We start from the raw sequence: 24,772 nt of genomic DNA, 5'->3' as shown, positions 1-24,772 counted from the left end.
CCGCCACCAGGACTCTTCGGTCAACTGACCCCGTACCGCGCCTCGATCCCCGCGATCACCAGCGCCAGCCCGTCTTCGAAGTGCCGTTCGTAGTCCTCGAAGATCTCCGGGCCCGCCGCGGCCGACAGGGGGAAGTCGGCCATCCGGCCGGCGCGTTCATCGACGTCGTAGCCCTCGCGGCGCTCGCCCGGCAGGGGCTGGACGCCCTGTTCCTCGGTGACGAAGCCGAGGGTGTACAGGTAGGCGGTCGTCGTCGCGCGGACCGCCTGGGCGAGGGTGAAGCCGGCGTCCGTCAAGAGGCGCAAGGTCCGCTCCATCTCGACGGCGTGCAGGGTGCCGGTGAAACGGGAGCCGCTGAAGACCTTCGCGCCGTCGCGGTAGCTCAGCAGCGCGGCGCGCAGTGCGCGGTTGGCCGTCAGGAGGCGCTGTTGCCAGGTGGCGTCGGGGGCGGGCGGGGCTTCCTCCACCATCCGGCGGTACATCTCCGTCGCCATCTCGTCCAGCAGCTCCTGCTTGTTCTTGAAGTGCCAGTAGAGCGCGGGCGCCTGCACGTTCAGCTCCTTGGCGATCGCCCGGAGCGTGAGGCCGTCGAGACCGACCTCGTTCAGCAGGCGCAGGGCGGTCTCGACGACCTGTTTCTTGTCCAGCTTGGGGGATCTCTGGGTAACCACGCTTGACAGTTTAACGGCGTTAAGGGCATGCTCCGGGCATCGAACTTAACAGCGTTAAGGAGGCTGCCGTGAACGAGACTGTCGTGAACACGGACGCAATCATCGGCACCGACGGAATCGGCACCACGGACGTACTCGTCGTCGGCGCCGGCCCCACCGGACTCGCCCTCGCCGTCGACCTGGCCCGGCGCGGGGTGGACGCACTCGTCGTGGAGCGGGCCGAGGGACTGTTCCCCGGGTCGCGCGGCAAGGGGATCCAGCCCCGCACGATGGAGGTCTTCGACGACCTCGGCGTACTGGACGCGATCCGCGCGGCGGGCGGCACGTACCCGGTCGGAATGACCTGGCAGAACGGCAAGCGGGTGGGCGAGCACCAGATGTTCGACCCTGCCGAGGCGAGCGGCGATTCGCCGTACGCCGAGCCGTGGATGGTGCCGCAGTGGCGCACGCAGGAGATCCTGTTCGAGCGGCTGGCGGAGCTGGGCGGAAAAGTCGCCTTCGGACGGGAGGTCACCGGTCTCACGCAGGACGAGGACGGCGTGACGGTGGAGTTCGCCTCCGGCGGCCCTGTCCGCGCCCGCTACGCCGTCGCCGCCGACGGCGGCCGTTCGGCGGTGCGCCGCGCGCTCGGGATCGGCATGGCCGGGGAGACCGTGGACCCGAAGCCCATGCTGGTGGCGGACGTCCGGATCACCGGGCTCGACCGCGACAACTGGCATGTCTTCCCGCCGCGCGGGGACGACGACGGGTTCCTCGCGATCTGCCCGCTGGCGGGGACGGAGGACTTCCAGGTCGTGGCGCAGTTCCCGGAGGGCACGGACGTCGACCTCTCCCTCGACGGCATCCGCAAGGTCGTCGACGCCCGCTCGCACCTGTCTCCCGACGACGTGACCGAGGTGCGCTGGGCCTCGGACTTCCGGCCGCGCGCCGCGATGGCGGACCGCTTCCGCGCCGGGCGGGTGTTCCTCGCCGGGGACGCCGCGCACGTCCACTCCCCCGCGGGCGGCCAGGGCCTCAACACCAGCGTCCAGGATGCCTACAACCTGGGCTGGAAGCTCGGAGCGGTGCTGCGCGACGGGGCCGCCGAGTCCCTGCTCGACTCCTACGAGGAGGAGCGGCTGCCCGTCGCCGCCGGCATGCTCGGCCTGTCCACCCGGGTGCACCGCGGCGAGGTCCGGCGCGGCGCGGCCACGCGGCAACTCGGGCTCGGCTACCGGGGCCGCTCGCTCGCGGTGGAGACCCGCGCGGGCCTGCCCGACGACGCCCTGCAGGCGGGCGACCGCGCCCCGGACGGCGTCCGCGACGGCGTCCGCCTCTTCGACGCGTTCCGGGGCCCGCACTGGACGCTGGTGACGGTCGCCACGGACACGACGCTGCTGCCGCTCCCCGCCGTCGACACGGTGCGGATCGCCTCCTACGAGGCGTACGGGGCCGGGGTCTTCCTCGTCCGGCCCGACGGTTACGTCGGCTGGGCGGGCGCTACGTTGCAGGGGCTGGCGGAGTACGCCACCCTCGTGGGTCTCTCCTAGGCGCTGGCCAGCGTGAGCTTCACGGCGAAGCCGAGGAAGAGGGCGCCGGCGGCGGTCGTGGCGCCCGCGGAGAGCCGCTTGCGCCGGCGGAAGGCCGCCGCCAGCTTCGTACCGCTGAATATCAGCGCGGTGAGGTAGAGGAAGCTCGCCAGCTGGGCGAAGGCGCCGAGGACGACGAAGGAGAGGGCGGGGTAGGCGTACCCCGGGTCCACGAACTGCACGAAGAAGGCGACGAAGAACAGGATCGCCTTCGGGTTGAACAGGCTGACGACGAACGCCCGCCGGTACGGCCGCTCATCGGTGGCAGCGGGGGCGGCGTCCTCGCGGACGGTCTTCTCCCGCCGCGTCCGCCACATCCCCCAGGCAGCCCGCAGCATCCCGACCGCCAGCCAGCTCAGATATCCGGCCCCCGCGTACTTCACGATCCCGAACAGCACGGCGTTCGCCTGCAGCAGAGAGGCGACACCCGCCGCCGACAGCGTCATCAGCACGGTGTCGCCGCACCAGACGCCCGCCGCGGCGGTGTAACCGGCCCGCACTCCGCGCCGGGCGGCCACGGAGAGGACGTACAGGGAGTTGGGGCCGGGGAGCAGGACGATGAGCACCAGACCTGCGAGGTAGGTGGGGAGATCGATGACGCCGAACATGGAAAGGAGTGTCGCACGGGGGTACGGCACTCCGGTTCCGGGTTTCGGAGGGTGGGACGGGTCGGGCGGGCGAGTCAGTCGTCGCCGTCGAGGAGGGTGTCGACGGCGAGTTCGAGGGTGACTCCGACGGATTCGGGGACGGGGACGGTCTGGCCTCGCTTGAAGCGCCGAGGATCGGGGTACTTGCCGTCGACCGGGTCGGTGCAGAGGAGGACCTCGTCGTGCTTGCGGTCGGCGATGAGGTAGGCGGGGATGCCGGCCTGGGCGTAGCACTCGACCTTGACGTGGAGGTCGTCGGACCAGTTCGACGACGTTACTTCGACAATCAACCGGAAGACGTTCGGGGCGTAGCAGTTCTTTTTGACGAGAGCATCTCGGAAGTCCTCGTCCACCACCGAGAAGTCCGGGACCGCGAAGTCATCGGGCAGGGTGGGCAACCACAAACCGATGCCTTGGACATACCTGAGTCCTGCCTTCCTAGCCCCGGCTCCGCCGATTACCTCGACCAACCAAGTCAATGACAGCGCGTGCGAACCGTCCGGCGGCGGTGTCACGATGAGCCTCCCCTGGAGAATCTCCACGCGGCGGCCAGGCAGTGCACGGGCAAGCAGGTCAGCGGCTTCGCCCACGGTCAGCTCGCCCACGGTCAGCTCCTGCTGCAGTACGGCCATGGCGTCCTCCTTTTCGGGGCTCACTCTTCACGAGCGTAACCGGGAACGGACGGATTCCGCCCCCGATCACTCATTCGGAGGAATCTCCCAGGTCAGAACGCATCCGACGGCACGTAAGTCCCCCAGATCTCCCGCAGCGCGTTGCACACCTCGCCGACCGTCGCGCGGGCGCGGAGGGCGTCCTTCATCGGGTAGAGGACGTTGTCCGTGCCCTCGGCGGCCTTCTTGAGGTCGGCCAGCGCCGCGTCCACCGCCGTCTGGTCGCGCTCCGCGCGCAACTTCGCCAGCCGCTCCGCCTGCTGGGCCTCGATCGCGGGATCCACCCGCAGCGGCTCGTAGGGCTCTTCCTCGTCGAGCTGGAAGCGGTTGACGCCGACCACGACCCGCTCGCCGGAGTCGGTCTCCTGGGCGATGCGGTAGGCGCTGCGCTCGATCTCGTTCTTCTGGAAGCCGTGCTCGATGGCGTTGACCGCGCCGCCGAGGTCCTCCACCTTCTGCATCAGTTCGACCGCGGCGGCCTCGACGTCGTCGGTCATCTTCTCGATGACGTACGAGCCCGCGAAGGGGTCCACCGTCGCCGTCACATCCGTCTCGTACGCCAGGACCTGCTGCGTCCGCAGGGCCAGCCGCGCGGACTTGTCGGTCGGCAGCGCGATCGCCTCGTCGAAGGAGTTCGTGTGCAGCGACTGCGTGCCGCCGAGCACCGCGGCCAGGCCCTGGACGGCGACACGGACCAGGTTCACCTCCGGCTGCTGCGCCGTCAGCTGCACGCCCGCCGTCTGCGTGTGGAAGCGCAGCATCAGGGACTTGGGGTTCTTCGCGCCGAACTCGTCCTTCATCACCCGGGCCCAGATCCGGCGCGCGGCGCGGAACTTGGCGACCTCCTCCAGGATCGTCGTGCGGGCGACGAAGAAGAAGGAGAGCCGGGGGGCGAAGTCGTCCACGTCCATACCGGCCGCGACCGCCGTACGGACGTACTCGATGCCGTCGGCGAGCGTGAACGCGATCTCCTGTGCGGGCGACGCGCCCGCCTCCGCCATGTGGTAGCCCGAGATCGAGATCGTGTTCCACTTCGGGATCTCGGCCTTGCAGTACTTGAAGATGTCCGCGATCAGGCGCAGGGAGGGCTTCGGCGGGAAGATGTACGTCCCGCGCGCGATGTACTCCTTGAGCACGTCGTTCTGGATCGTGCCCGTCAGCTGGTCGGCCGGTACCCCCTGCTCCTCGCCGACCAACTGGTACATCAGCAGGAGCAGCGCCGCGGGCGCGTTGATCGTCATGGACGTGGAGACCTTGTCCAGCGGGATGCCGCCGAACAGGATCCGCATGTCCTCGACCGAGTCGATCGCCACGCCCACCTTGCCGACCTCACCGTGTGCGATGGCGGCGTCCGAGTCGTGGCCCATCTGGGTCGGCAGGTCGAAGGCGACCGAGAGACCCATCGTGCCGTTGGCGATCAGCTGCTTGTAGCGGGCGTTCGATTCCACGGCCGTACCGAAACCGGCGTACTGCCGCATCGTCCACGGACGGCCCGTGTACATCGACGGGTACACGCCACGGGTGAAGGGGTAAGAGCCCGGCGCGCCCAGCTTCTCGGCAGGGTCCCAGCTCTCCAGCGTCTCCGGCCCGTACACCGGTTCGATGGGCAGACCGGACTCGGATTCGCGCGCCATGTGCTGTGCCTCCCGCTGATGCTACTGACTAGTAGGACCCGACCCTCGCGACGGACTGTAGTCGCGGCCGTGCGACCGGTGGAGTGGCCCACGCTGGGACCTTCCTCACAGACCGCTTCACGGACCTGTTGCATGGTCTCGCTCTCCACCATGCCGCCTAGTTCGCAACCGGTCACGCGCGGGGAGCATCTCAGGTGACACATCGCCGAAACGGGGGGCCGGATGCGTACGACAGGTATGACGAAAGGTATGAAGAGATCACTGGCCGCGGTCGCGGCTCTCGTCGCGGTGAGCGGATGTACGGCACAGGCCGTGGACACGCACGGGAAGACGCCGCCGCACGCTCCGGCCGGCCCTTCGGCCACGTCCACACCGACGCACACGCCCACGTCCACCTCCACGCCCGAGGACGGCAAGCCCGACGCCCCCGCCCCCAAAGTCCTGTGGTCCCGTGGCGACAAGGGCACCGACATCCGTGAGCTCCAGGCCCGGCTGCACCAGGTCGCCTGGCTCATCACCGCGCCGACGGGGACGTACGACGCCCCGACGGTCGACGCGGTGAAGGGCTTCCAGGGCAAACGGGGCCTGCCGCGCACCGGCCGACTCGACACCGTCACCTGGGAGCGGCTGCGGAGGATGACGCACAAGCCGGCCGCCTGGGAGCTCTACCCGTACGGCGGGCAGCCGGCCGCGCCGCCGGACCCGCGCTGTATGACGGGCCGCGTGCTGTGCGTCAGCAAGACCAGCCGCACCCTGCGCTGGATGATCGACGGGAGGACGGTCTCGACGATGGAGGTGCGGTTCGGCTCGCAGTACACGCCGACCCGCGAGGGTGTGTTCAGCGTCTACTTCAAGTCGCGCCACCACGTGTCGACGATCTACCACACGTCCATGCCGTACGCGATGTTCTTCAGCGGCGGCCAAGCGGTCCACTACTCCTCGGACTTCGCGGCCCGGGGCTACTACGGCGCCTCGCACGGCTGCGTCAACGTCCGGGACGAGGGGAAGATCGCCGCGCTGTTCGCGCAGGTCCGCAACGGGGACAAGGTCGTCGTCTACTGGTGACCGACCGGCCCGGCGGGGAGAGCGGAGAAGGAGAGTGGGGCGCGGGCGGGACCGGGGGAACGTGTCCCGCCCGCGCCATTGCACAGAGCCATGGGTACGGGGGGAACCCCGGCTCCGTGCTACGGCCGATGACCAGTCGGCTCACCCATTACTGCGCCACGGCGGCCGAAAACGTCACACCCGAGCCGGAGAAACTTCAGAGAATTACGAAACAGCAGGTCAGCGAGGTGCCGTGCGGTTCGGCAGCTGATGAGGCCCGCGGTTCGGCGACCGGTGAGAGCTCGCGGTTCGACAGCCGGTGAGAGCTCGCCGATTCGGCGACGGGTGAGAGTTCGCGGTTCGGCGACCGGTGAGAGCCCCCGGTTCGGCAGCCGGCGAAAGCCCGCGTTCGGCGGCCGACGAGAGCTCACGACTCAGCCACCGGTGAAGGCTCGCGGCTCGGTCACCTGCGCGAGCTCGCAGTTCGGCAGCCGGCGAAAGCCCCCGGTTCGGCAGCCGGTAAGAGCTCACGACTCAGCCACCGGTGAAGGCTCGCGGCTCGGTCACCTGCGCGAGCTCGCAGTTCGGCAGCCGGCGAAAGCCCCCGGTTCGGCAGCCGGTAAGAGCTCACGACTCAGCCACCGGTGAAGGCTCGCGGCTCGGTCACCTGCGCGAGCTCGCAGTTCGGCAGCCGGCGAAAGCCCCCGGTTCGGCAGCCGGCGAGAGCTCACGACTCAGCCACCGGTGAAGGCTCGCGGCTCGGTCACCTGCGCGAGCTCGCAGTTCGGCAGCCGGCGAAAGCCCCCGGTTCGGCAGCCGGCGAGAGCTCACGACTCAGTCGCCGGCGAGAGGACCCAGCAGGCTGTACGTCGGGGACGGCGCCGGGGTCGTGATGGTCTTCCTCGGCAGCAGCGGGCTCAGGGCCGGGGCCGAGGGCGACGGGGTGAGGATGCCGCCGTTGTCCTGGTGGTCGTTGCCGCCCGGCAGTATGTGGTTGCCGTCGTCGTCACCGCCCTGGTCGCCCTGATCCCCGTGGTCGCCATGGTCCGTGCCCTTGTCGTCGCCGTCGCCGTACTGGCCCGCGGAGCTGCCGTCCAGCCGGTCCAGAAGGCCGCGGCAGTACGTCCACACCCGGCCGCTGCCGCCCGCGACGTCCTCCAGGGCGCGCCTGCGGCCCGCGTCCAGATCCTTGCCGTCGAGGACATCCCGGCAGGACGAGCGGGTACGGCGCCACCAATCGTGGGTGCGGCCGGACTTACCGGTGCTGTCCGAGCGCGGCTGCCCGCTGGCGGCGCCACCGGCCGCATCGTCGTTCGGGGAATCCTCGCCGGACGGCCCACGCGTGGTGCCATCGGGCGTCGGTGCCTGGGAGCCGCCGTTCCCCGAAGCCCCGGGGGACGGCGAGACGAGCGGCCGATCCGGTGTCACGGCAGCCGTGACCGAGGCGGCAGGGCCGGGACGCTCATTACTGAACGGAGTCGGCAGCACTCCGGTTCCGGCCGCGACGGCGACCCCGCTGAGCATCCCGGCGGCCAGCGCCGCGGCGAGTCCGAAGCGGGTGGGGCGTCCCCAACGGGCCCGACGCCGGCTCCCGGCGACACGTCCGAGACGTACCAGACCGGCGTCGGAAGCATGGGCCGCGGGGTGCGCGAGGCCACGGCGGCCGAGCTGGGCGGGCTCGTTCTCCCGGCCCGTGCGCGCCTTGCGGAACGCGGCCAACGCTGCTGCCTCGCCCGGGAGTTCGGCGCTGCTCAGCGCGGGTCCGGCGCCGAGCGCGCCGAGCGCGTCGGCGAGTCGGTCCGCCTGCTCGCGGGTGTCGGCGTCGACGGCTTCCAGCGGCTCTCCGCGCAGCAAACGCTCCGCGGCATCGCGGTCCAGCCATCTGTACTGCTCGTCGGCCATCACATGTCCTTCTGCGTCCGCGAACGCAGATGCGTCACACCCGCCGACGTTACCGCGCGTGTGCGCGAGCCTCTTTGTGGGGGAACGGCGTCGAGCGCGCCGGCGGATTCCGGATCCCCGCCGAGCAGCTCCGCGAGCCGCTTCAGGCCGCGGTGCGCCGCCGTGCGGACGGCGCCGGGGCGCTTGCCGAGGGTCTCGGCGGCGGTCTTGGCGTCGAGGCCGACCACGACGCGCAGCACGACGGCCTCCGCCTGGTCCTGCGGGAGCTGGGCGATGAGCGAGAGGGTGCTGTCGGTGGCGAGCGCCTCGATGGCCTCGCCCGCGGTGTCCGACTCGGCGGCCTTCCCGGTCAGTTCCGTCTCGTCGCCGCCGATCGCGGGGCGCCGCCCGCGCATCCGTATGTGGTCCAGGGCGCGGTTGCGGGCGATCCGGGCCGCCCAGCCGCGGAACCGGTCCGCGTCCCCGCTGAACCGCTCCAGGTCCCGGGCGATCTGCAGCCAGGCCTCGGACGTGACGTCCTCCGCGTCCGGGTCACCGACCAGCGTCCGTACGTATCCGAGCAGCCGTGGGTGCACCGCGCGGTACACAGTCCGGAACGCGGTCTCGTTCCCGTCCTGTGCCGCAAGCACCGCGGCGGTCAGCTCCGCGTCGTCCCCCAGCACCGCGCCCCTCTTTGCGCCTCGACCGGCGCCGCTCTCGCGGACCGCGTCCGCACCTCTTTGCGCCCCAACCGGCGCCGCTCTCGCGGACGTGGTGGATCGCCATCGTGGTTGCTCAATTGATGGTTGCGGTCGTGGGTCCTTCGTCGGTCCGTCCCTGGTCCGCGCCGCGGCGCGATTGGCACGTTACGGCGTGAAACCGCTCCCCGTCCATGTTCGTACAGCATGCAACTATCTCGTGACGGAGCGAGGTGTGACACAAAACGCAGCCGCGGCGCTGTAGAGAGTACGGGCCGCCGCGCGGCCCGTGCCGCGCGACGGCCGGGGCCTCTCCTGTGGGGGGTGGCGGCCTCGGCCGTTGCCATCGGCGAGGGCGGAGGGCGCGCGTGGCCGCGCCGAAGGAGCCCTCCGGCGCGACTCTCCCGGATCCGGCCTGTGGCTCTACGGCCGGCGGCCCTTGGCTCTACGGCCTGCCCTTGGACCTCGTCGGCTTGGGCGTCGGTGACGACGCCGGGGTGGCCGCGGACGTGGCGGCCGGGCTCGGCGTGCTGTCCGCCTTCTTCGTTTTCCCGTTCGGGAGCTCGGTGTCCTCACTCAACTGCTCGGCGCAGTACGCCGCGACGTTCTCCTCGCCGCCCGCGGCGGTGATCAGCCGCTGCCAGGCCGTCGAGTTCAGGGCGTTGCCCCGGCCCTTGACCGATTCGTACGCCCGGCAGTGGGCCTCGGTGTCCTGAGCCTGGGAGGGGTGGGCGGAAGGGCCGGCCTGCGCGGAGGTGCCAGGGGCGGAGGAACCGGAAAAGTCGGGCCCGGTGGACTCGGGGGCAGACCGGTCCGGGGCGCTGCTCGACGGCTCGGTCCTGCTCCGATCGTCCGTGTCGTCGTCCGACGACGAACCGATGGCCGCGACGGCGACCCCGCCCAGCGTCAGACTCGCCAGCAGCACGGCGAACGTGGCCTTCAGGGAGCGACTCACCCGTCGCTGCTCGCGCGGCCGCCAGTCGTCCCGCCGCCGGGTACGCGCGGCGTGCGCACCCTCGTCCCGCGCGGCGCGGAAGGCGGCGACGGCCTGCGCCTCCGCCTCGGCGTCGTTCGCACGGCCGCGCATGGCGGCGGCGAGCAGCATTTCCAGAGCGGGTACGTCCGAAGCGGGCGCCTGAGGAGCCGAGGTCTGTGAATCCGGCGTCCGCGGAACCCTCCGGCCGGGCTCTTCATTCAAGTGACGCGTCGGATGCGCGACCCGACGGTCGGAGGATCCGCCGTCGCTGTGTCGTTCACCCATGTCCGGTTCCATTTCCCTCTCTGCCCGACGGCGTCCTGCCGTTCGGTGACTTCTTGCCGTTCATCCCGACTCCCCCAGCGTCCGGGGTCGCTCATCCGTCACACCTTGGGCGCCGAGCTGCCGCGCGAGCCGCTTCAGGCCGCGGTGGGCGGCGGTGCGCACCGCGCCCGGCCGCTTGCCCAGCACCCGTGCCGCCGCGGGCCCGTCGAGACCGACCACGACCCGCAGCAGCACGGCCTCGGCCTGGTCGCGCGGCAGCCGCGAGACCAGCTCCAGGGCGTACTCCGTGGAGAGGGTCTCCATCGCCTCGTCGTGCGTGCTGTGCCTGCCGGGCAGCTCCAGCAGGTCCTGTTCGATCGCGGTCCCCCGGGGCCGTACCTTCAGCCGCCGCAGATGGTCCAGCGCCCGGTGCCGGGCGATGGTCGCGGTCCAGCCGCGGAACCCGGCGCCGTCCCCGCGGAACCGTCCCAGATCCCGCGCGATCTCCAGCCACGCGTCGGACGCCACGTCCTCCGCGTCGTCGCCGACGATTCCCCGCAGATACCCGAGCAGTCCGGGCTGCACGATCCGGTACGCGACCGCGAAGGCGGCCTCGTCGCCCTCCTGCGCCCGCGCGACGGCCACGCCCAGTTCCCGGTCGTACGCCTGCACGCGGCGGGATTCCCCTCCCTGGCCCAACACTGTCCTCGTTCGTACCGAGTTCGCCCGAATTCCCACTGCCGACACGGCCGGTCGCGTCGACACCCCCATGGTCATCAGCGCCAGGCCGCACAGAAATGTCACAGCGAGTCAGACGTCTCACCCGAAGCAAGCCCCGGGTCCGGCCCGATCACCACGTGCGGCTCAGGCGGACCGCCGGCCGCAGGGCACCGCCCGGGCCGCCCGCCCGTGCAGTTGCAGGTACAGCATCCGTACGGACTCCTGCTCCCCGGCCTCGAAACGTTTCACGACCTTGCCGAGCGGATTCCACACACGTCCGTCCGACATCCGTACGCCGACTGGCTGGCCGAACAACTCCCGCTGGTCGGCGTCGAACTGGACCCACTGCGCCCCGGCGCGCCGCACGAGCACTTCACCGGTGTAGGCACCGAGCCCGAACAGCACGTGCTGTACGGCGGCTCGCTCGGACTTTCCCTTCCGCACCCCGTCGACGATGAAGTCGACGACCCGCAGGCTGTTCACGGAGTAGTCCAGCGGCAGCCGGTTCCGCGCCGTGATCTGCCGCACGAACTGCGCCGCGTGCCGCCGCATCCACACCTCGGCCGGCGTCCGCTCCTCCATGACTCCCCGCACCCCGTCCCCATGTCCACATGACCCCGTACTCCCGGGGCACACATCCGGGGCGCGGCCACGCCCCGGTCCACCAGACCCAGCGGGACGAGGGCGCCGAACATCACATGCGGCGTGCGTGACGAACGTCATGGGGCGAGGCTCTCGGCTTCGTACAACTATTCGCTTCACTTGGGCGTCTGACGGTGCTTCACGCGCCGCCGAGGGCTCCGGAACCGTCTCGGCCGTGCCGGCCGGACCGTGACCCGGTCATCCCGGCGATCAGCCGATGGCGATGCGCGGATGCCCGCCCGGCTTGATCCAGGCCATGATCCGGTCCATCGTCGCGCGCGGCACGGAGACACAACCGGCCGTCGCTCCCTGCCCGTTGACGTGCAGGAAGATCCCGGCACCGCGACCGGGCGTCGCCGGCCAGCGGTTGAAGTTGATGACGAGCGCCTTGGCGTACTGGGTCGGGTAGTTGACGAGGTGTTCGCTGCCCCGGTCGCCGGTTTCGGTGAGCGGGAAGTCGGCGCCCTCCGCCGTGTGCATCGAGTTGTAGTACTTCGACTGCGGGTCCTCCACCCACCAGTGGCTGGAGTTGACCCGCGTGTACGGCATGCTCGTCCCGCCCGCCTCGACCCCGAAGCCCTCGGTGATCGTGTAGGTCCCGGTGGGCGTGGTGTACGTGCCCTGCTTCCTCGTGGCCCCGTCGACGACGCCGTTGGAACCGACCCGCGCGGCACCGTCGGAGAGGACTGCCTTCCAGCCGGAGGAGCCCTTGGCCCAGGTGGTCACGGTCGCGTACGAGCCGTTCGACTTGACGGTGATCAGCTGGGTCGAGTCTCCGGGGCTGACCGGCACGGGGAAGTTCGGGGCGGCGGCTGCACCGGTCGTCCCTGTCCCTGAGCCGGTGCCGGTGCCCGTACCGCCGCTGCCCGCTGTGGCACGGGAGGCGCCCGCCGACGAGGCCGATGCACTGGTGGAGGGCTTCGGGGACTTGGTGGCAGACGCGGAGGCGGAGGCGGACGGGGACTCGGAGGCACTGGCCGAGCGGCTCGGCGCGGCGGACGAGCCGGCCCCGCCCGCCTGCACGGTCTCGGAGCCGGACGCATCCTCCCCGCGATCGTCCTGACCACCTTGGTGACCGCAAGCGGACGCCATGACCATCACACCGGCGGTTGCCGCGGCCACGGCAACAGTGGAGAGCTTGCGCATATGGGATGAGGGCAGCACGAAATGACCCTTCGGGCGAGGGGGAAATGGGCATGGCCGACGAGTACTCGGCGGAATCGGCCCGGTTATATAGCAGGCTTACGACGAGATGCGAGCCTGAGAACCTAACGGACCTATTGCCATCTCTCCGAATGAATCACCCTCTGGGTTCATCGATCCACCGATCGGCCGCTGTCACACCCCCCGGGCATGCTGTCCGCCATGGACGACCTCATAGGCACCCAGACGCCGGGCCGCCGGATCACGGACCCCGCCGAGTCCCTGCGTGCGCTGGAACGGGCGGTCCCCGGACTCGTCGGCCTCCGCCGCCCCGAGCCCGCCACACTCGACTGGGCGTCGCTGGAGGGCGGGCTGGGCACGGCGCTTCCCGCGGACCTGAAATTGCTCGCCGCCCTCTACCCCACCTTCGCCCTCGGCGACTTCCTGCTCGTCGGCCTTCCCGAGCCGGACGAGGAGCACCACCGACTGCGCGGCATCCGCAGCTCCCTCGAAATCGTCCAGGCCTGGTGGGATTCGGACATGTCCATCGGCCTGCGCCCGCACCCCGCCCCCGGTGGCCTGCTCCCCTGGGCCGAGTCGAACGAGGGGGACATGCTCCTGTGGACCACGACCGGCGCGACCCCCGACGACTGGCCGGTCACCGTCGCCTCCCGCAACGGCGGCTGGTGGCATTACACGGGCGGCGCCGTCCAGTTCCTGACCGAGTGGCTGGACGGCACCTTGGATCCGTGGGCGTTGCCTCCGCTCACGCCCGAGATCACCCCGTGCTGAGCGTCACGCCGCGTGTAACTGTTCCGGGCATCGGCACGCTGGGAAGGACGTGATCATCGATGTGACGTACGGGGAGGACTGGGACGCCGCGTCCCGGACGGTTCTCGGCCCGATGAGCAGACAGCGGGCCATGACCCGGGACGCCGCCGGCGAGCAGTACGCCGTCGTGCTGCGCGAGGAGGGGCGCCCGCAGCCCGTCGCCGTACTGCACATCGCCTGGGCGCACGGCTACTTCGGCGTCTGGGCGTACGACGACCGGGGCCGACGCACCCGCGAAGTGGACATGCGCCGCCTGGAGCCCAAGCGTCTCTTCCTGCGCCACCTCGGGCAATGGCGCTACGACAGCGAGGACATGCCGGAGTTCGCGGAGCAGGCGGGACGGGTCCGGGTCGACCTCTACCCGGACGGTCGCGGCCGCAAGGTGTCCGAACCGCGGGGAAGCGGAGGCGGCTCCCGGCACACCATGGCCGGCATGCCGGACGAACAGCGCTGGGTACCGGCACCCGAGTTCGGTGCCTGGGGGTGGACGGTCGCTCTCGTGACCGACGGGCAGTTCCCGGACGACTTGCGGGAAGCACCGGAGACGAATCCGACGCCCCTCGCCACGGCCTTCGCCGTCGCGAACTGGCGGCCGCCCGCTCCCCTCCGCCCCCGCCACCTCGACGGTGTGTTCACGCTCGGCACGCGTTTCTCCCCGCCGTACGACGGCGAAGCGGGCCGGTACGTCGTCCAACGCGTCATCGACGCCGGGGTGTTGCGCCTCCCGACAGGCCAGGTGATCGCCTGCGACCCGGACTGGATCACTCCCGGCAAGCCCTTCACGGTCGCCTTACCACCCGGCGACTACCGTGCAGAGATCGCGACCGCCGCCTACACGAGCGCGTACGAGGACACGCCGGTCCACATCGAGGAGTACACCGCGACACGTGTCCTCATCTCCGAAAAGTCCACGGTGACATGGGAGCTGGCCCTGCGTCCCGGCGAGGACCCGCGCACCCTGCGGGACGGCGAGTTCTACGGCTTCGGCGTGGACAGCGGCACCGGCTGCTTCGTGGACGCCGCGGCGGCCCCCCGGCTCACCGGCCGCGAGAACACGCTCGCCCAGAACCCCGGCCCCGACGGCATCCTCGTCCGCGACGACCCGGAGTCCGGCGGCAGCCTCATCGCCTACCCCAGCGGCCTGGGCGACGGCACCTACCCGGTGTGGATCGGGCGCGACGCGGACGGCGAGGTCACGTGCTTGATCGCCGACATGCTGATCCTGGGCCACCAGGAACTGCTGAACGACTGACCGGACCAGGGATTCAATGCTGGAGCGGCCGAAGCACAGCACGCACGGCCGCCGCGCCACGCACGGCCGCCGCCACGGACGCGACCGCCGGAGAGCCCCATGCATCCGCCGCCTGTGCACGGCGGCAGCCTCGGCACAGCACCTCGTCCGCCACGGGGCGGAACAGGAGCGCCTGGACGTGGTCCCCCTCGCACTCCCGCATCTGCGCGACTCGGGGCGTCGGCGCAGGCGCGGCGGCGACGGGAGTGACTACGGGTGGGATCTCCCGGAGCACATAGCGCACCAGCCCGCCGGGCCGGTGGATGAACTGCCCCTGCCCGGGCAGACAGCGCCGCACCTGCTCCCGCACGTCCGCCACCGTGTGCCCGCACGCCAGCCACTCCGCGGCCAGCGCGGCGAGTTCCGGCAGTATGCCGCGGGGTACGTGAAGCCTCGCGTCCAAGTCGCCCAGTGACTCGATGAGTTGGCGGGCGGTGGCCTGCTGCTCGGAGGTGGCCGTGGCCGTGGGTGCCGGATGGTGGGAGGTGTTCTCCGGAACGGGGGGTTCTGGATGACGACCGACAGCCCGACCGGTCGGCTCACCGACGGCCGGAGACCCGTCCGTCGGAACCGAGCCCGGTGCGGCCACCTGCGCCGAGGCCCTTGACGCCGCCGCTTCCTCCCCGCTGAGCGGCACATTCGACACGAGCTGCACGGTGGACCACAGCCCCCGCACCCCCTGCTCCCGCCACTCGTGGAAGTACCCCTCCACGATCAACTCCCGCTTGGCACGCAGGAAGGCGCACTTCCCGATCCCGGCGCGCGCCGCGGTTCGCGACAATGCCTCGTCGGCACCTTCCGGCAGCGACAACTGCCAGGCCAGCAGCCGTACGGCGTCGGAGGACAGGCGGGGATGGCGGATGATGTCGTTCGAGACCTGCGTGAAGAAACGGGCAGGCGCGATAGCATGACGAAGCATTTTCCGGTGGCTTCTTCCACTGGTGATGAAGGCCCTCGAAGCTGGTTGCACCCGGCAACGAGGGCCGCCTCATTTCCCGTACGACGTCCCGACTTCCCGTACGACGCGGCAAACAAGGCGAGCTGTCGCGCTCACCGTACATCAACTTCCGTACACGCACGGTCACTTCATGTGAGCGCACCTCGGGCACTCACACGGCGGGAAACGGCCGGCCGATTCGATCGGCGGCGCCTCGCGCCCGGGCTGATAGACGGTCCGCGGCCCCCAGGTCCGACCGCCGTCCCGCGAGACCCTGAGCGTGATGTACGCGCCAACCTCGTCGCCCTCCACCTCGTCCATTCTCCAACCCGCCTCTCACGTTCTGTGCAGTTCCGATCACACACTGGGGTGGCGGGAGTGGGCCTGCACGCGTTGATGGAGGGCTTTGTCTCGCTGATGTGGTTCGAAGACCTGCCGCCAATCGCGTACGTGGAAGGCTTGAAAACGGGCCGGGTACTGGAAGTCCCATCCGTGGTGCGCCAGTGTCAGGCCGTCTACGATCACGCTCTGGGGGATGCGTTGTCACACCGCGCGTCCCTGGCCCTGATCAGGTCCATCGCGGAGGAATACGAGCATGCGTAGCAGTGAGCCCGTCAGCATCCCCGACGCCTCGGTCGTGCCAATGTGGCGCAAGTCCAGCTACAGCGGGGGCGACAGCGGCGAGTGCCTCGAAGTGAACGATTCCCGCCCCGCCCATGTCCCCGTCCGCGACAGCAAGAACCCGCACGGACCGGCCGTCGTCTTCACGGCCGGCGCGTGGACGGCGTTCGTCACGGCGGTCAGGACGGCCTCCGTCTCCCCCCATCACGACTGAGTGGCAGGGGCTCGGTCCTGTCCGCGCCGTCAGGCACAGCAGAACCCCAGAACCCGTGCCGGTTCCCTCACCATACGAGCCGCCACTGACAACGCCCCTTGTTCGGGGCTTCACTTCCCATCCGCGCAGGGCCACCAGTCGACGTCCTCGGTCGAGAAGTCGCCGATGGAGACGTCGTGCAGGAGGGACGCCCAGAACGAGCCCTCCGCCGCGAAGCAGGTGGGGTCGATATGCCGGACGAGCGCCTCCAGCCGGGTGGAGACGCGTGTGTACTCCTCGGCCCCCGCGCCCGCCCCGTAGAAGGGGAACTCCCCCTCTGCCGCCTCCAGACAGCGGACGAATTTCCGAAGCCCCGAGTTGACCGGCCACACAGGATCACCCGCCTCGGTCCCGAAGTGAACCGTTCCGGCGTCCATGTCGAGCACGAAGCACTCGTCGTCGGTGTAGTTGCCGAGCACCACGTACCGCTGGGGTCCCTGAACCCACGCCGCGACCTTGCTGGTGGGCTCGACGGAGGTGAAGAGCAGCGACCGCTTGGGCAGCCCTTCGTCCATCAGGAATCGACGGCTCTCCCTGTGCGTGAGGGCAGCGCATCGATCCGCAGGCCATCGAAGGCGATCGGCCCAGCACATCAGGTTTGCTCCCGCCGTCAGTTCTGGTTCACGGGCCAGACCGCCGCCGGGTCGCAGTGGGTCGGGCAGGCCTGCAGATAGACCTCGTTGCCGAGGAACAGGAGGTAGGTGTCGGCGTGGATGGTGTAGGGCTGCTCCGGCAAGCCGGGATGGACGTCGAAAGACCAGTCCTCCGGCACCTGGCAGAGGTACACCAGATCGGCGCCGCACGCGCACCGGTAGTACTCGGGATACTGCGCCCAGGACGGCGTACCGCCCACCTTGAACCCGGGGGCTCCTCGCCCATGCCTGTCGAGGGTGTCCGCAAGAGGCCGCAGCGTCAACGGCAGGGCGCGCACCGATGGTTCGCGATCCGGTGTCGGCCGCACCGCGTGGCGCTGGAGCAGCACACGCCAGAACGGACGCGGGTAGGGCGGCTGCGGAGCGTCCCAGTACGCGGGCACGAGCCGGCCGTCGTCGGTCAGCTCAGGGTCGGACGCGTCGTTGTGAGCGCGGCAGTGGAAGACCAACAGGTGGTCTCCACCGAACTGCTCCACGTTCAGCGGTATGTCGAACTGGAAGAACAGCGCCAGCCGCTCACCGCAGAAACACTCGGGCCACTCCTCGCCGTCGTCGAGAAAGGGCCAGCCCCCCACCGAGTTCCGCGCGGGCCGGTCCAGCGGCTCGGCTCCGATGTCGATCGCGTAGCCGGGCAGCACCGCCCGCATCTCGCTCACTTCGTTCTCGAACATCCGCTCTCCTCAAGGTTGCTGTGGAAGTAGCTCCGCCTGCACTCATCAGGCTGCTTCCCTTGCTGCTGCGGCGCCGGAGGGCAGGGCCACGCTTCCGGCGAACACGCCACGGTTGTCGGCGCGCACCTCCTGGCTCACCGTGATGTCACCGCCCCGGTACGGGATGAGGAACGTGTACGCATAGCGGTGCGAGGTGAGCCGGTAGCCGTGTGCCGCGTCCAGGTCCCATGTCTCGGTGAGGCTCTTGAGCGTGATCTGGCTGTCGGTCGCCGTCACCCCGGCATCCCGCAGCTGAACCAGCGCGGGCTCCATCTCCCGCACCGCCCACTTCAGCGCGGGACGGCTACGGGCAGCCGACAACTGCCAGCCCGAAGCGGCGACCTGAAGCCGTACGTCAGCCCCGCCCGCCCCGGTACGACTCACCTTCGCGCTCTTGGCGTACGCCGCGAACGCGTCCAGGTCGGCCACGGGATCCTCGACGTCATTGGCGATGTCGCGATCGGACAGCGGCCCCTTCTTCCACGCCTCGCCGCCCTCCTTGACGTAACCGGTGCCGCCGGCGACGTACACCACCTCGGACTTGCGGACCCCCTTGCCGGTGGTGATCGTGCCGGTCTGCTGGAGCGCCTCAGGGGCGGTGGTGCGGTGCGCGGTCGCGGTGTACGTGGCGGTGGACGGCGCCTGCCCCGCCATGACGAGGGACTCGCTGCCGTGCAGGGCGAACGTCCACCCCTTCTCGGCGCTCATGGCCTGCCGGGCCCGGGCGACGAACTGCGCGGCCGTTCTCGGCTTCGGCGCGGACGGGGGACGCGATGTCCTCTTCGGCTCGGGCTGGGCCCGCGCTGTCCGCGAGGACCCGTGGCTCCCCGACGACTTCCGGCTGCCGTCCTTCGGGGAACACCCGGCTACGGTCACGGCAGCCGCGACCAGCGAGACGACGACAGTACGGCGCCCACGCGCGCTGAAACGTATTCCGGACGGCACGAAGCAACCCTTCGGCAGGTTCGACAGGGACGGGGAGTGCGATGGCGGCCCGGTTATACAGCAGTTTCGCGACCGGATACGAGCACGGGAACCTTCCGGACGAATCGCCCGATCGCCCTCAGGGCTGAACGACCGTTGTCACGCGTCCGTCGTCGACCTGTTTGCCCCCGCTCTGCTGGTGCCACGTCCGGTAGCCCGCAGTCTCACCCCCGGTCACCAGGATGCTGACCACCGCGAGCACCATGCCTACGACCGCGCGTCCTCCATCTTGGCGGGGACCGGCCACGCGTCCACCGGGCCGTCCGTGACCTGGCGGCGTCCCGCGCGGCCGCGGCCTCGCTGCTGACCGGCCCGAACACGGGCCCGGGCGGTGCCGGAATGATCCGGCACGGCCACTGTCACCGAAATCGCCGCAAGGCCCGCGTCCCACGCACAGCAGTGCGCCGAAGTTCCCGTCGTTGTCCCGTCGGCCCGGAAAAGCCGCCGGATTGCGCGCCTCGACCGTCATGGCGAAGCCGACCCCCGCAGGTCATTCCGATTCGAGGATCGGCGGTCACCCGTCGATATCCTCGGCCGCGAAACCGCTTTTCGCCGAGACCTGATGCCCGATTCTTCGTTTCGTGCGGGACGAGCGGGCAGGTCGTAGCGACGTCGGTCGACTACGGCCGAGGCTGGGTGAACAAGCCTGGCTCGGTCTCGGTCAGGATCCCGCGGCCGGCCAGCCGCTTGAGCTTGAGGCGGACGTTGTTGATGTTGTTGGGCGAGAACGCCACGTCCATCGCCTCGCACACCTGCCGCGCACGCAGCGGATGGTCGGCCGCGGTGAACACCGCCATGATCTGCTGGTAGGCCGGATGGTCCGGCAGTCTCGGGGCCGGCGGCGCGGGTGGTTGCGGGTCGGGCAGCTCCAGCAGTGTCTTGCGGGTGATCCGGACTTCTTCGGCAGCCCGGACGAGTTCGTCCTAGGCGACCGAAGCGACGACTCCGAGGAGAGCGGCAGCCGAGAAGAGAGCGGACAGAGCGCTGTAGGTCTGACTGATCGAACTCAGCCGGTCCCAGTCCTTTCCATCAAGAGCCACTAACTCCAGCAAGTACGGGGTAGCCAAGATCGCGGTGAGCGTGACTGCGCCGGCCAGCCACCATGCGCCCCGCGTTCGCTGCCGAGTCTGCATGGCCTCGCGGCCTTCCCCCGCTAGCGGTCTTTGAGGCCATCATCGACTCTGCTGCGCAATTCGTTCAGGCGGAGAGTCGGTAGCTGAGCCGTTCGAGTCTGCTGTTGTGGCGGGTGCGGTCGAGTGGGCCGGTGGTCCAGTGGGCGTCGAGTCTGACGATGTTGAGTGCGGTGGCGGAGAAGGCGTGTTGGAGGCGGACTTTCGGCAGGCCGCGGTAGCGGGCCTGGCGGATGCCGGTGATGTCGAGGGCCTGGTTGATGGTGCCCTCGACGCCGGCGCGGAGGGCGTACTTGTTCTTCCAGGTGTCGGTCTTCTGTTCGGCGCGGGCCCGGGCGAGGTTCTCGTGGAGTTCCTCGGGCCGCAGGGTGAGCATGCGTCGTCCGAGTTTCGAGGCGGTGCACTGCTGCTGGAAGGGGCACTCGCGGCAGGTCAGGACGCTGAAGGTGATCACGATGGCGTCCTTGCCATGCTGCTTGACGGGGTTCCGGTGGGAACTGGTCCGGCCGGCGGGGCAGCGGACCTGGCGAGTCTTCCAGTTGATGGTGAAGGTGGTCTTGCCGAAGCCGGCGGCGGCCTTGGCCTGCGCGGAGCGGTCCAGGAGGACCGGGGTGACCATGTGGACGCCCTGCTTCATGGCCTTGGTGATCAGGTCGGCCGACGGGTAGCCGGAGTCAAGGTAGTGCTCGGCCGGCTTCACCCCGTGCTCGGCGAGCTTGTGCTGGATCGGCGCGGTCGCCTTCACGTCCGGCACCGTCGCGTCGGTGGTGTGCACATCGGTGATCAGGTTCGGCATCACCCCTGTCCCGGCGTCCGTGTCGGTGTCGGTGTCGGGGAGTGTGGTGCAGGTTTCCGTGAGATGGATCTTGTAGCCGCACCAGAAGAGATCGTCGCCCTTGGCCGCCCAGCGTGCGTCCGCGTCGTAGGGGGAGGCCAGGCGGAGTTGACCGGGCGGGACGCCGTCGTCAGCGTCCCGCTTCTTGATCACCTGCCGTCCCCGGGCGTCGCTGCGGATGATGTAGGTCTGCACCAGGACCTGCCGCAGCAGGGCCACGGCCTCGATCTCACGGACCCACGCCGGGGTGTCAGCAGCCCAGGCGGCCTGGCACAAGGCGACGGCGTCCTGGCCGAAGACCTGGGCGAGGCGATCACGCTTGGCCTGCGAGGGAGGCATCTTCCAGCCGTCGATCCTGGGCCCGTACCGCTCGGCGAACTCCGTCACGTCGATCTGCCCGGCCAGCCAGGCCGGGGCCGCGACCGCGAGGGCCTCCAGAGCCGCCCGCACACTCTCGCCTGCCAACTCCAGGCGGTTCAAGTCCCGCACCGCGCTGATCACATGGGTGGAGTCGGTTCGCTGCTTACCCCCGGCCGCCACCAGGCCGGCGTCCTTGCAGTGCTGAAGGAGCCGGTCGAAGACCACCCGTTCCATGCCGCTGTCCGCGAGCCGTGCCCGGAACCGGCACAGCACACTGGCGTCGAAGCCGATGTCCGTCAGTTCCACCCCGAGCGCGTACTTCCAGTCGATCGCCCGCACCGCCATCGCCGCGGCCTGCCGGTCCGTCAGGTCCTCCGCGAACTGCAACACCGTCACCAGCGACAACGCCCTCGGCGACAATCCCGGCGCCCCGCGCACCCCGAACGCCTCCGCGAACGGCTCATCAGCGAAGACCTCCGCGAGGCGGTCCCGCACACGTATCGCCAGGCTCCCCTTCGGGAATGCCGCCCGGGCCACCATCACGGTCTGCTCCGGGAGCTCCGGCAGCCCCACGCCCTACCGCCTCCATGGCCGCACAACAGAAGAAGCGACCTCAGAAACGATCACCGCCGACCCGCCCTCACCCCCGCAGCAAATTGCGCAGCAGAGTCACCACTCCCGCCAAAGCTCTCACCCTCACGGAGAGTTGACTTCACCGAGTCCGTTTTGGGTCCGGCGGGGCCATGACGGTTTATCAGCCGCAGACCGTGCGAAGGAAGTGATCGGCGTCCTCGGGTTCGCCCAGCCGTCCTACCTCCAGCCAGGAGCCGTCGGTAAAGCGGATCCGGAAAGTGGCGAATCCGCGCGGCTGGCCCGCCTCGCCTTCGACGCGGACCTGATCGAGGGGGAACTCCGCGACGGTCAGGAAGTCGTCAGCCTTGGTGGGCGACAGCCGACGGCGAGGGGACGTGGCGATACAGACGCGGTCGCGGGCCAGCATGACCAGGCGTTTGGGGTTGGGTGAGTGCCCGTACCAGCGCAGCAGCAGCTGGCCCGCGGTCAGGTTCCAGTCGCCGTCGAAGACGCCGTCGGTCGAGTCCTGCCGGCGATCGCGGGCACGGCCGCGGCCGGAGGGGGAGGGGCGGGCGTCGAGCGGAGTCTGCGGCTGCCCGGCCTGCGGTCCGCGGCTCCGTCGCGGCCGGAACACCCGGTCGAGTCGGGCGTCCAGCTTGTCGATCAGCATCATCGGGATGACGACGAAGAAGAACACTACGGCCCCGACGTACAGCAGCCAGTGGTGGCCCGGCTTCAGTCGTCCCTTACCTGCCGCGCGGTGCACGTCTTTGGGCGGTGTGGGGATGGGCTTGTGGATCTCGCACCAGACCAGGGCCACGGGCTCCTCGCCCAGTATCTTCCGGGCCCGCCGATGTACCGCGCGCTTCGCCATGCTGAAGATCCTAGAACGAGCCTCTGCCTTACCGATCGGGCGGGGAACTAACGGCGTGGTGTACGACAGTGATCGCGGTCTGAGCCGGAACGCAGAGTGAGCCGCACGGGTTGGTGTTGTTGTGACGCAATGCCTGGCCCGTGCGGCTCTCTCGCATCGTATCTGCACAGGCATCTCGCGTCGTCGACTCGGTGCGCTCATCGTGGAGTTGGCGCCCGGGTGGATGGCGCGGGAGGACTCGCGGCAGGAGTTATCTAGGGTGAATCGCCGTTGTGGCAGGTCAGAGCTTGATCGCCGTGTCAGGCAAGTCAGGCAAGTTGCTCGACGTTGGGTAGCGCGGCGAGCCGCCGACAGGGATCAGGCCATCGAGGAATCGACGACGAACTGGGACGCGGGGCATCGCTTCGAACTCGTCTCGTGAGTCGTCGTTCAGCACCGTGCGCGTATCAGGTGACGGATGCTCAGCGATGGCTGGGCCCGCCGGTCAGTCGATCCCTTCGATGATGCGGAAGTCGCGCTCGAAGCCGTCAGGGAGGGCCACCAGCGCCTTCTGGTATGACTCGCTCTCGTATGCCGCGACCGCCTGTTCAAAGCCGTCGAACTCGATCAGAATCACGCGTTCCGTGATTCCGGCCTCGTGGGCGACGACTCGACCGCCAACGGGAGACAGGACGCGCCCGCCCCCAGCCCGGACAGCCAGACCCGCCAGCTCGTTGTAAGCAGTCAGCCTCTCAGGGTTGGAAATGACGGGGTAGACACTGACCCAGTAGCCCTTGGCCATGGAAACCTCCTGTGTTCGGCCGGACGCGTCCGACTTCGAATTGACACTCAGATCGATCGATCCCGGCGACGGGTACTGCGGTCAGCTGAATCGTCGTATGCGCAGGTTAGGACTTGATGTGCGGCCGAGGGAAAGACCGGTACGGGATAGACTCAGAACGCATCGTTATCAATCGGCAGGGAGGGCACGTGGCGCCGGATACGGTGAGCCTGCGGTACTTCCTGGTGCTGGCGCAGGAGTTGAACTTCACCCGCGCGGCCGCACGGATCGGTATCGCACAGCCCGCACTCAGCGCCCGGATGCGCCGATTGGAGGCGGAACTCGGTACGGCCCTGCTGGTCCGCAACACGCGTAGCGTCGTATTGACCACGGCCGGTGCGGCTTTGGCGGAGTCCGCGCCGCCCGCGCTGGCGGCGCTGGACCGGGCATGGGACACCGCCCGGAGCGCGGCGGCCGGTGAACTGGGCACGCTGCGCATCGGATACAGCCTCAGCACCGGGGCCGAGACGGCACCGGCCCTGGTGGACAGGCTGATTCGCGGCAACAGCGGACTCGAGGTCGGCGCGGTCCCGATGGCGACACCGGAGATCTCCCCCGCGGTCGCCGACGGCCGCATCGATGCCGGGATCACCCGTGGTGAACAACCGGGCCGTGGCGTGCGCCGGTTCCTGCTGCGGCGTCAGCGCATCGGGGTCCAGCTGGCGCAGCACCATCCGCTGGCCGAACACCCGGAGATCGAGATCGCCGACGCGGCCGCGTATCCGCTGCGACTCCCGGACCGTGCGGCCAACCCCGTGATCCACGATCAGCTGTCCGCGCTGTTCCGGCACACCCGACCACACCCCCGATTCCACACGCCCGCAGTCTCTTTCGACATGTCTCAGCGCGACCTGCTCGACGGGGTCACCCTCGCCCCGGCCGGAGAAGCCGCAGCCACGGCACAACCGACCGGTCTCACTTGGCGACCGCTGCGGGGCGCGCCCAGCCTGACGATCCACCTGGTCCTCCCACGCGAGCAGTCGCCACTACACCGCCGCATCCGTGACATCGCCAAAACCCTGGCGCACGAGCTGCACTGGCTGCCGGACTGATGCACAAGAGGTCAAGCGAGACGGACGCCTGCGGTGCCGAGGCCGAAGACCTTGCGCCCGGCGGACTTCGCGATGATAACGCCGGAAATCTTGCTGAATGTCCGACACGACCTCACTACGCCGGCGGATCAGCATCCGAAAGCCCGAGCACGAACGCGCCTTCGAGGTACTTGCCGAGCGGCTGTACCAAGCACTCCAACGGACCCGAGCCGACTGGGCTGCCGACTGCGCGCGATGGCACCGAGACCACGAACTTGCCTAACAGACCCTTGGATATCGGTCAGGCAAG

General features: G+C 69.8%; 26 protein-coding genes. 8 read left to right on the top strand and 18 right to left on the bottom strand.

Features of this window, described 5'->3' with window-relative positions; translation table 11 throughout:
• Positions 1–20: 20 nt before the first annotated feature.
• Entirely contained in the window at positions 21–671 is a 651-nt protein-coding gene (locus OG390_RS32430) for a TetR/AcrR family transcriptional regulator C-terminal domain-containing protein (RefSeq protein WP_406172927.1), read from the bottom strand.
• A 68-nt stretch (positions 672–739) separates the two neighbouring features.
• Here OG390_RS32430 and OG390_RS32425 point away from each other — a divergent pair, with 68 nt between their 5' ends.
• Positions 740–2,200 (top strand): FAD-dependent oxidoreductase, encoded by a 1,461-nt coding sequence (locus OG390_RS32425; protein ID WP_406172926.1) that lies wholly within the window; start codon positions 740–742, stop codon positions 2,198–2,200.
• On the opposite strand, the gene leuE is transcribed toward OG390_RS32425, so the two are convergent.
• The 3 genes from leuE to OG390_RS32410 form a co-directional block, all read right to left on the bottom strand.
• Entirely contained in the window at positions 2,197–2,847 is a 651-nt protein-coding gene (gene leuE / locus OG390_RS32420) for a leucine efflux protein LeuE (protein ID WP_406172925.1), read from the bottom strand. The genes OG390_RS32425 and leuE overlap by 4 nt on opposite strands.
• Positions 2,848–2,921: 74 nt before the next feature.
• A complete protein-coding gene (locus tag OG390_RS32415; protein ID WP_406172924.1) occupies positions 2,922–3,491 on the bottom strand; it encodes a Uma2 family endonuclease in 570 nt (189 codons plus the stop codon).
• 119 nt (positions 3,492–3,610) lie between these two features.
• On the bottom strand, positions 3,611–5,191 hold the full coding sequence (locus OG390_RS32410) for a methylmalonyl-CoA mutase (RefSeq protein ID WP_406172923.1): 1,581 nt from the start codon (positions 5,189–5,191) through the stop codon (positions 3,611–3,613).
• Positions 5,192–5,440: 249 nt separating this feature from the next.
• On the opposite strand from OG390_RS32410, the gene OG390_RS32405 reads away from it, so the two are divergent.
• A complete protein-coding gene (locus OG390_RS32405) occupies positions 5,441–6,256 on the top strand; it encodes a L,D-transpeptidase family protein (protein ID WP_406172922.1) in 816 nt (271 codons plus the stop codon).
• An 813-nt stretch (positions 6,257–7,069) separates the two neighbouring features.
• On the opposite strand, the gene OG390_RS32400 is transcribed toward OG390_RS32405, so the two are convergent.
• The 6 genes from OG390_RS32400 to OG390_RS32375 form a co-directional block, all read right to left on the bottom strand.
• Positions 7,070–8,137, bottom strand: a complete 1,068-nt coding sequence (locus OG390_RS32400; protein ID WP_406172921.1) for a hypothetical protein — start codon at positions 8,135–8,137, stop codon at positions 7,070–7,072.
• Positions 8,137–8,799, bottom strand: a complete 663-nt coding sequence (locus OG390_RS32395) for an RNA polymerase sigma factor (RefSeq protein WP_399076854.1) — start codon at positions 8,797–8,799, stop codon at positions 8,137–8,139. The genes OG390_RS32400 and OG390_RS32395 overlap by 1 nt, the downstream gene beginning before the upstream one ends.
• A gap of 460 nt (positions 8,800–9,259) precedes the next feature.
• Positions 9,260–9,919 carry a hypothetical protein gene (locus OG390_RS32390; protein WP_406172920.1) on the bottom strand — a complete coding sequence of 220 codons (660 nt, stop codon included), beginning with the start codon at positions 9,917–9,919 and terminating at the stop codon, positions 9,260–9,262.
• Between the two features lie 216 nt (positions 9,920–10,135).
• The gene (locus tag OG390_RS32385) at positions 10,136–10,753 is read right to left on the bottom strand and encodes an RNA polymerase sigma factor (RefSeq protein WP_399076858.1); all 618 of its coding nucleotides are present in this window, start codon (positions 10,751–10,753) and stop codon (positions 10,136–10,138) included.
• A gap of 165 nt (positions 10,754–10,918) precedes the next feature.
• Positions 10,919–11,356, bottom strand: a complete 438-nt coding sequence (locus OG390_RS32380; protein WP_406172919.1) for a hypothetical protein — start codon at positions 11,354–11,356, stop codon at positions 10,919–10,921.
• 270 nt (positions 11,357–11,626) lie between these two features.
• A complete protein-coding gene (locus OG390_RS32375) occupies positions 11,627–12,208 on the bottom strand; it encodes a L,D-transpeptidase family protein (RefSeq protein ID WP_406172918.1) in 582 nt (193 codons plus the stop codon).
• A 49-nt stretch (positions 12,209–12,257) separates the two neighbouring features.
• Here OG390_RS32375 and OG390_RS32370 point away from each other — a divergent pair, with 49 nt between their 5' ends.
• The 3 genes from OG390_RS32370 (at position 12,258) to OG390_RS32360 (ending at position 14,642) form a co-directional block, all read left to right on the top strand.
• Positions 12,258–12,479 (top strand): hypothetical protein, encoded by a 222-nt coding sequence (locus OG390_RS32370; RefSeq protein WP_406172917.1) that lies wholly within the window; start codon positions 12,258–12,260, stop codon positions 12,477–12,479.
• Between the two features lie 302 nt (positions 12,480–12,781).
• Positions 12,782–13,351, top strand: coding sequence for an SMI1/KNR4 family protein (locus OG390_RS32365; RefSeq protein WP_406172916.1), 570 nt, complete (start codon positions 12,782–12,784; stop codon positions 13,349–13,351).
• Positions 13,352–13,400: 49 nt separating this feature from the next.
• The gene (locus OG390_RS32360; protein WP_406172915.1) at positions 13,401–14,642 is read left to right on the top strand and encodes a DUF4241 domain-containing protein; all 1,242 of its coding nucleotides are present in this window, start codon (positions 13,401–13,403) and stop codon (positions 14,640–14,642) included.
• A 13-nt stretch (positions 14,643–14,655) separates the two neighbouring features.
• Here the strand turns inward: OG390_RS32360 and OG390_RS32355 are convergent, their stop codons facing one another.
• Positions 14,656–15,600, bottom strand: coding sequence for a hypothetical protein (locus OG390_RS32355; RefSeq protein ID WP_406172914.1), 945 nt, complete (start codon positions 15,598–15,600; stop codon positions 14,656–14,658).
• A 396-nt stretch (positions 15,601–15,996) separates the two neighbouring features.
• On the opposite strand from OG390_RS32355, the gene OG390_RS32350 reads away from it, so the two are divergent.
• Both OG390_RS32350 and OG390_RS32345 read left to right on the top strand, forming a co-directional pair.
• Entirely contained in the window at positions 15,997–16,221 is a 225-nt protein-coding gene (locus tag OG390_RS32350; RefSeq protein ID WP_406172913.1) for a Scr1 family TA system antitoxin-like transcriptional regulator, read from the top strand.
• Positions 16,214–16,453 carry a DUF397 domain-containing protein gene (locus tag OG390_RS32345; RefSeq protein ID WP_406172912.1) on the top strand — a complete coding sequence of 80 codons (240 nt, stop codon included), beginning with the start codon at positions 16,214–16,216 and terminating at the stop codon, positions 16,451–16,453. The genes OG390_RS32350 and OG390_RS32345 overlap by 8 nt, the downstream gene beginning before the upstream one ends.
• Before the next feature lie 110 nt (positions 16,454–16,563).
• Here the strand turns inward: OG390_RS32345 and OG390_RS32340 are convergent, their stop codons facing one another.
• From OG390_RS32340 to OG390_RS32310, 7 genes are all read right to left on the bottom strand, one after another.
• The gene (locus tag OG390_RS32340) at positions 16,564–17,085 is read right to left on the bottom strand and encodes an SUKH-4 family immunity protein (RefSeq protein ID WP_406172911.1); all 522 of its coding nucleotides are present in this window, start codon (positions 17,083–17,085) and stop codon (positions 16,564–16,566) included.
• Positions 17,086–17,102: 17 nt separating this feature from the next.
• On the bottom strand, positions 17,103–17,816 hold the full coding sequence (locus tag OG390_RS32335; RefSeq protein ID WP_406172910.1) for a hypothetical protein: 714 nt from the start codon (positions 17,814–17,816) through the stop codon (positions 17,103–17,105).
• A 45-nt stretch (positions 17,817–17,861) separates the two neighbouring features.
• Positions 17,862–18,563: a hypothetical protein gene (locus OG390_RS32330; protein WP_406172909.1), complete on the bottom strand. Its 702-nt coding sequence runs from the start codon at positions 18,561–18,563 to the stop codon at positions 17,862–17,864.
• Between the two features lie 896 nt (positions 18,564–19,459).
• Complete coding sequence (locus OG390_RS32325; protein WP_406172908.1) at positions 19,460–19,636, bottom strand: hypothetical protein; 177 nt, start codon at positions 19,634–19,636, stop codon at positions 19,460–19,462.
• 400 nt (positions 19,637–20,036) lie between these two features.
• On the bottom strand, positions 20,037–21,737 hold the full coding sequence (locus OG390_RS32320) for an IS1182 family transposase (RefSeq protein WP_406172907.1): 1,701 nt from the start codon (positions 21,735–21,737) through the stop codon (positions 20,037–20,039).
• Positions 21,738–21,918: 181 nt separating this feature from the next.
• Complete coding sequence (locus OG390_RS32315; protein ID WP_406172906.1) at positions 21,919–22,611, bottom strand: hypothetical protein; 693 nt, start codon at positions 22,609–22,611, stop codon at positions 21,919–21,921.
• Positions 22,612–23,095: 484 nt separating this feature from the next.
• Positions 23,096–23,392: a DUF1330 domain-containing protein gene (locus tag OG390_RS32310; protein WP_406172905.1), complete on the bottom strand. Its 297-nt coding sequence runs from the start codon at positions 23,390–23,392 to the stop codon at positions 23,096–23,098.
• Positions 23,393–23,580: 188 nt separating this feature from the next.
• On the opposite strand from OG390_RS32310, the gene OG390_RS32305 reads away from it, so the two are divergent.
• Positions 23,581–24,483 carry a LysR family transcriptional regulator gene (locus tag OG390_RS32305; RefSeq protein ID WP_406172904.1) on the top strand — a complete coding sequence of 301 codons (903 nt, stop codon included), beginning with the start codon at positions 23,581–23,583 and terminating at the stop codon, positions 24,481–24,483.
• Positions 24,484–24,772 lie beyond the last annotated feature (289 nt).

Source organism: Streptomyces sp. NBC_00996 (assembly GCF_045162675.1).
In the GTDB taxonomy this organism is placed as follows: domain Bacteria; phylum Actinomycetota; class Actinomycetes; order Streptomycetales; family Streptomycetaceae; genus Streptomyces.
This window is presented reverse-complemented; position numbering and strand designations above follow the sequence as displayed.